Raw genomic sequence first — 4,520 nt, 5'->3', positions numbered from 1 at the left:
CCCAGCAGCTGGATGTGGTTGGCCACCTGGTCGTAGAAGGCGAAGTCGCCCACCGCCACGCTGGCCAGCCCATGGTCGCGCTGCAGCTCCCAATGGCGCACGCGCAGGCGCTGGCCCTGCGTTTCCAGCTCTGCCGGGCTCAGCTCGCCGCGCCAGTGGCGCTCCAGCGCCTGCTTGAGTTCGCGCTGCGCGCCCATGCGCGGAAAGCCCAATGTATGAGTACGGATCATGTTCAAGCCAGATGTGTATGAATTCAGCTTGAATGATCGGCGGCCGCTCACTATGATTCAACCGAAACTTTCTTCTGATCATCCTGAGTCTGGCTCATGACCGTTTCGCACGTCTCCGCCCAATCCCCGCTGGAGCTTCGGCACCTGAAGACCCTGCTGGCCTTGCGCGAAGCGGGCAACCTCTCACGTGCGGCGCAACTGCTCAACCTCACGCAGTCCGCGCTGTCGCACCAGCTCAAGGGGCTGGAGGCGCACTACGGCGTGACGCTGTTCGAGCGCAAGGCCAACCCGGCCAGCTTCGGCGCCGCCGGCCAGCGCCTGCTGCGCCTGGCAGACGCCGTGCTGCCGCTGTTCGACGAAGCCGAGCGCGACGTGCGCCGGCTGGTCCAGGGCTCGGCCGGCCAGCTGCGCATTGCCGTGGAATGCCACACCTGCTTCGACTGGCTGATGCCGGCGATGGACGCCTTCCGCAGCCGCTGGCCCGAGGTGGAGCTGGACATCGTCTCCGGCTTCCACGCCGACCCGATCGGCCTGCTGCACCAGGACCGCGCCGAGCTGGCCATCGTCTCCGAGGTGGACGAAGACGAAGCCGGCGTGGCCGTGCACCCGCTGTTCAGCTTCGAGATCGTGGCGCTGCTGCCCAAGGGCCACCCGCTGCTCGCCAAGCCCTGGCTGGAAGCGGCAGACTTTGCCGACCACACGCTGATCACCTATCCGGTGCCAGACGAAATGCTGGACCTCGTGCGCCGCGTGCTGCAGCCCGCCGGCATCACCCCGCCACGCCGCACCAGCGAACTGACCATCGCGATGCTGCAACTCGTCGCCAGCGGCCGCGGCCTGGCCGCGCTCCCACTCTGGGCCGTCGAAAGCTACCTCGCCCGCGGCTACGTCGCCCGCCAGCGCATCGGCGAGCCCGGTCTCACCGGCCGCCTGTACGCCACCAGCACCACAGCCATGGCCGAAAAGCCCTTCATCGCCGACTTCGTGAGCATCATGCGGGAAACATCGCTGCTGAACCTGCCGGGGGTGAACCTGCTGCCGCCCGCTTTCCACCTTGCCTTGCCTGCCCCATGAACCGCTGGTGGCCGCCGCCGTGCCCGCGCTGGGCCGTCGAAAGCCAGCTCGCTGCCGAAGCCTGTTGGCGCTCGGCAAGGCATGCTGGCAGGGGGAGAATCACGGTCTGGACTGCCCCTTGGTCGGCTGGGCAGCCTGTCCCTTCTCTACGGCTGGTGCCGTCAAACCCCTCATGACCGACGCTCAATACACGACATTGCCACAGTGGCCCAACGCTTATCCGGCCAGCGGCGCCAGCGCCACCCTGAAACGCCTCAACGAGGATTTCATCGTGACCGAGTTGCCGCTGCAGCTGCCCTCCGGTGAGGGCGAACACATCTGGCTGGACATCGAAAAGAACGGTGCCAACACCGCCTTCGTCGCCCAGCAGCTGGCCGAGGCCGCCGGCGTGCAGGAAAGGGACGTGGGTTATGCCGGGCTCAAGGACCGCTACGCCATCACCCGCCAGTGGTTCAGCATCTACCTGCCGATTGGGAAAGGGAAAGGCGAGACGCCCGACCTGACCCAGCTTCAGCACCCGGAATTCAAGGTACTGGGCCAGAGCCGCCACGTGAAGAAGCTGCGCCCCGGTGATCTGCAGGGCAACCGGTTCCGCATCGTGCTGCGTGACCTGACCGGTGACCGCGAAGCCTTGGAGACCAGTCTCAAGGCCGTTGCGTCGCATGGCGTGCCCAACTACTTCGGCGCTCAGCGCTTCGGCTTCGAGGGCGGCAATGTCGAGCAGGGACGGGCCATGCTGGCGCGCGAAATCCGCGTGCGCAACCCGAAGAAGAAGGGCATCTACCTGTCGGCGGTGCGCTCCTTCGTCTTCAATGAAGTGCTGGCGCTGCGCATTCAGCAGGGACTTTGGGGCAAGACCCTGCCCGGTGACGTGATGGACGAGGCGGGCGGGCCCACCGGGCCGCTCTGGGGACGGGGCCGCGTGAGCACCACCGATCAGGCGCAGGCCCTGGAAATGGGCGTGGCCGAACGTCACGCCACTTTGTGCGACGGCATGGAACACGCCGGTCTGGATCAGGCGCGCCGCGCGCTGGTGGCCAGGCCGGTGGACATGTCATGGGAATGGCCGCAAGCCGGTCAACTGGTGCTCACGTTCTCTTTGCCTGCAGGCAACTACGCCACGTCCGTTCTGGACGAAATCCTCCGCACCACGGAGCCTGAGCGGCACACGGAGAACGAGTCTGCGGCTGTCGAATGACGGTGTCCTCATCTCGGGTTGAAGGGCTTTGGCGACGATCACGCCGTGCCAGCGGTCGCTCTGTCACGCCGCCGGGCGCCGACGCAGCGGATGGATTGAAGCGTGAGCAGAGCGGGGTGGATGCTCGACGTAACATGCCGGCTCGCCGGGCAAGCGGTCCGGCGGGATTTGAATCCGTGCGTCGCTCATCGAGCGACGCGACACCACTTCCAGGGGAAATGGCATGGCACTGAAGTTGGGCCTGGTGGGCATTGGCAAGATCGCCCGCGATCAACACATTCCGGCGCTGACCGCCGATCCGCGCTTTGAACTGGTGGCTTGTGCCAGCCGCAATGCGCGGGTGGACGGCGTGGCGAACTTCGCCGACGTCGAGACCATGCTGGCGGAGGTGAAGGACCTCGATGCGATCTCGATCTGCACGCCGCCCCAGGCTCACTTCGAGGCCGCGCTCGCCGCGCTGCGGGCCGGCAAGCACGTGATGCTGGAGAAGCCGCCCGCGGCGACGACCCGGCACATTGCGCTGCTGCAGGCCGAAGCGCAGCGCCAGGGCCGCACCCTGTTCCAGACCTGGCACTCGCGCTTGGCGGCGGGTGTGGACGCGGCGCGCGAATGGCTGAGCAGCCGCACGCTGACCGGCGGCACCATCACCTGGAAGGAAGACGTGCATCACTGGCATCCCGGCCAGCAATGGATCTTCGAGCCGGGCGGGCTGGGGGTGTTCGACCCGGGCATCAATGCGCTGTCGGTGCTGACCGAGGTGTTGCCGGGCGAAGCCGTCGTGCACGAGGCCACGCTCGATTTCCCGGAAAACCAGCAGGCGCCCATTGCGGCCCAGCTGGCGCTGCGCACGGAGGCCGGTGTCATGGTGAACGCGGAATTCGACTTCCGCCAGAAGGGCGAGCAGACCTGGGACATTGAGCTCGTGACCACGACCGGCCGCCTGAAGCTGACCCACGGCGGCGGCGCGTTGCAGATCGACGGCCAGCCGCTGGCGGCCGACGCAGCCCTGGCGGGCGAGTACCCCCGGCTGTACGCGCGTTTTGCCGAGCTGTGCATGGCCGGCGAGTCGGAGGTCGACTGGCGGCCATTCCAGCTGGTGGCCGATGCCTTCCTGGTGGGACGGCGGCGAATCGTCGCGGCGCATCAGGTCTGAGCGCCTGAGCAGCGAGCGGCGAAAACGATCGGCTACTTCTTCGCCGGCTTGCGCTTGGCGGCCCTGGCCGCAGTGTTGGCCGCCACGCCGGCCCGGATCAAGGCCTTGAGCGCGGCCTCGTCCGGCTTTTCGCCTTCGCGGATGTCGATGGCACGGCGCACGTTGCCTTCGAGGCTGGCATTGAAGAGCCGGTGCGGGTCGGGCAGGGCAGCGCCTTTGGCGAAGGTGAGCTTGACGACCTGCTTGTAGGTCTCGCCGGTGCAGACGATGCCGTCATGCGAGAAGACCGGCGTGCCGGGCGAGGTGGGCTTGGCCCATTTCCATTCTTCTTCGATTTCGGGATCGGCCTCGTGGATGAGCTGGCGGACCCAGGCCAGCGTTTCGCCTCGCCAGTCGCCGAGCGCCTGGATCTTCTGGGTGATGTTCTCTGTCGCCGTCATTTCTGTCTCTCCTTCTCGGGTGCCGATGACACGCCGTGGCGCTGCGGCTTGTTCGCTGACCTGCGGGATCAGTCGGCCGCGGGCGAAGCGGTGCTGGTGGTTTGTGGGTCGAACAAGGCCATGGCCTGCTTGGCGACCTGACGGGTGTCGTGCCATGCATAGGCGCCCACGCCGACTGCGCCGGCCACCGGCACCCAGCGGCTCACGCCATGGCCCAGTGCGCGCTGGCTGAGGTGCAGGCCGATGGCACCGGCCACGCTTTGCAGCACCTGCGCGCCGGCTTCCTTGACCAGCACGCGCTGGCCCATGCGCACGGCGAGGTCACGCACCGCCTGCGCAGCCGTGTGGCGGAACAGGCAGTACAGCATCTGTTCGCGTGTCGGTGCATGTTGGGTGCCGTAGATCGCGGCAATGTCGGCCACCAT

The 4,520-nt window shown here is 67.2% G+C and carries 5 protein-coding genes and 1 pseudogene; 3 read left to right on the top strand and 3 right to left on the bottom strand.

Going from position 1 to position 4,520, the window contains the following annotated elements:
* On the bottom strand, window positions 1-230 hold a 230-nt coding region (locus FKP22_RS21925; RefSeq protein ID WP_141289812.1), incomplete at its 3' end, for a hypothetical protein.
* 96 nt (window positions 231-326) lie between these two features.
* Between FKP22_RS21925 and FKP22_RS21920 the strand changes: the two genes are divergently transcribed.
* The 3 genes from FKP22_RS21920 to FKP22_RS21910 all read left to right on the top strand — a co-directional run bounded on the left by FKP22_RS21920 (window position 327) and on the right by FKP22_RS21910 (window position 3,655).
* Window positions 327-1,304: a LysR family transcriptional regulator gene (locus tag FKP22_RS21920; protein WP_141289811.1), complete on the top strand. Its 978-nt coding sequence runs from the start codon at window positions 327-329 to the stop codon at window positions 1,302-1,304.
* 7 nt (window positions 1,305-1,311) lie between these two features.
* Complete coding sequence (truD, locus tag FKP22_RS21915) at window positions 1,312-2,502, top strand: tRNA pseudouridine(13) synthase TruD (protein WP_211361509.1); 1,191 nt, start codon at window positions 1,312-1,314, stop codon at window positions 2,500-2,502.
* 223 nt (window positions 2,503-2,725) lie between these two features.
* Window positions 2,726-3,655 (top strand): Gfo/Idh/MocA family protein, encoded by a 930-nt coding sequence (locus FKP22_RS21910; protein ID WP_141289810.1) that lies wholly within the window; start codon window positions 2,726-2,728, stop codon window positions 3,653-3,655.
* Between the two features lie 32 nt (window positions 3,656-3,687).
* On the opposite strand, the gene FKP22_RS21905 is transcribed toward FKP22_RS21910, so the two are convergent.
* On the bottom strand, window positions 3,688-4,095 hold the full coding sequence (locus tag FKP22_RS21905; protein ID WP_141289809.1) for a DUF1801 domain-containing protein: 408 nt from the start codon (window positions 4,093-4,095) through the stop codon (window positions 3,688-3,690).
* A gap of 68 nt (window positions 4,096-4,163) precedes the next feature.
* Window positions 4,164-4,520, bottom strand: a pseudogene (locus FKP22_RS32430) (EcsC family protein); the annotation flags it as partial.

It is taken from the genome of Ideonella azotifigens, assembly GCF_006519715.1.
Lineage (GTDB): Bacteria > Pseudomonadota > Gammaproteobacteria > Burkholderiales > Burkholderiaceae_C > Ideonella > Ideonella azotifigens.
The sequence above is the reverse complement of the archived record's forward strand: the minus strand, read 5'-3'. Positions and strand labels throughout refer to the sequence as shown.

Excerpts from the sequence above, each read along its gene's own strand:
- FKP22_RS21910 (WP_141289810.1), top strand. The coding sequence starts at position 2,726 with ATGGCACTGAAGTTGGGCCTGGTGGGCATTGGCAAGATCGCCCGCGAT.
- FKP22_RS21905 (WP_141289809.1), bottom strand. The coding sequence starts at position 4,095 with ATGACGGCGACAGAGAACATCACCCAGAAGATCCAGGCGCTCGGCGAC.
- FKP22_RS21920 (WP_141289811.1), top strand. The coding sequence starts at position 327 with ATGACCGTTTCGCACGTCTCCGCCCAATCCCCGCTGGAGCTTCGGCAC.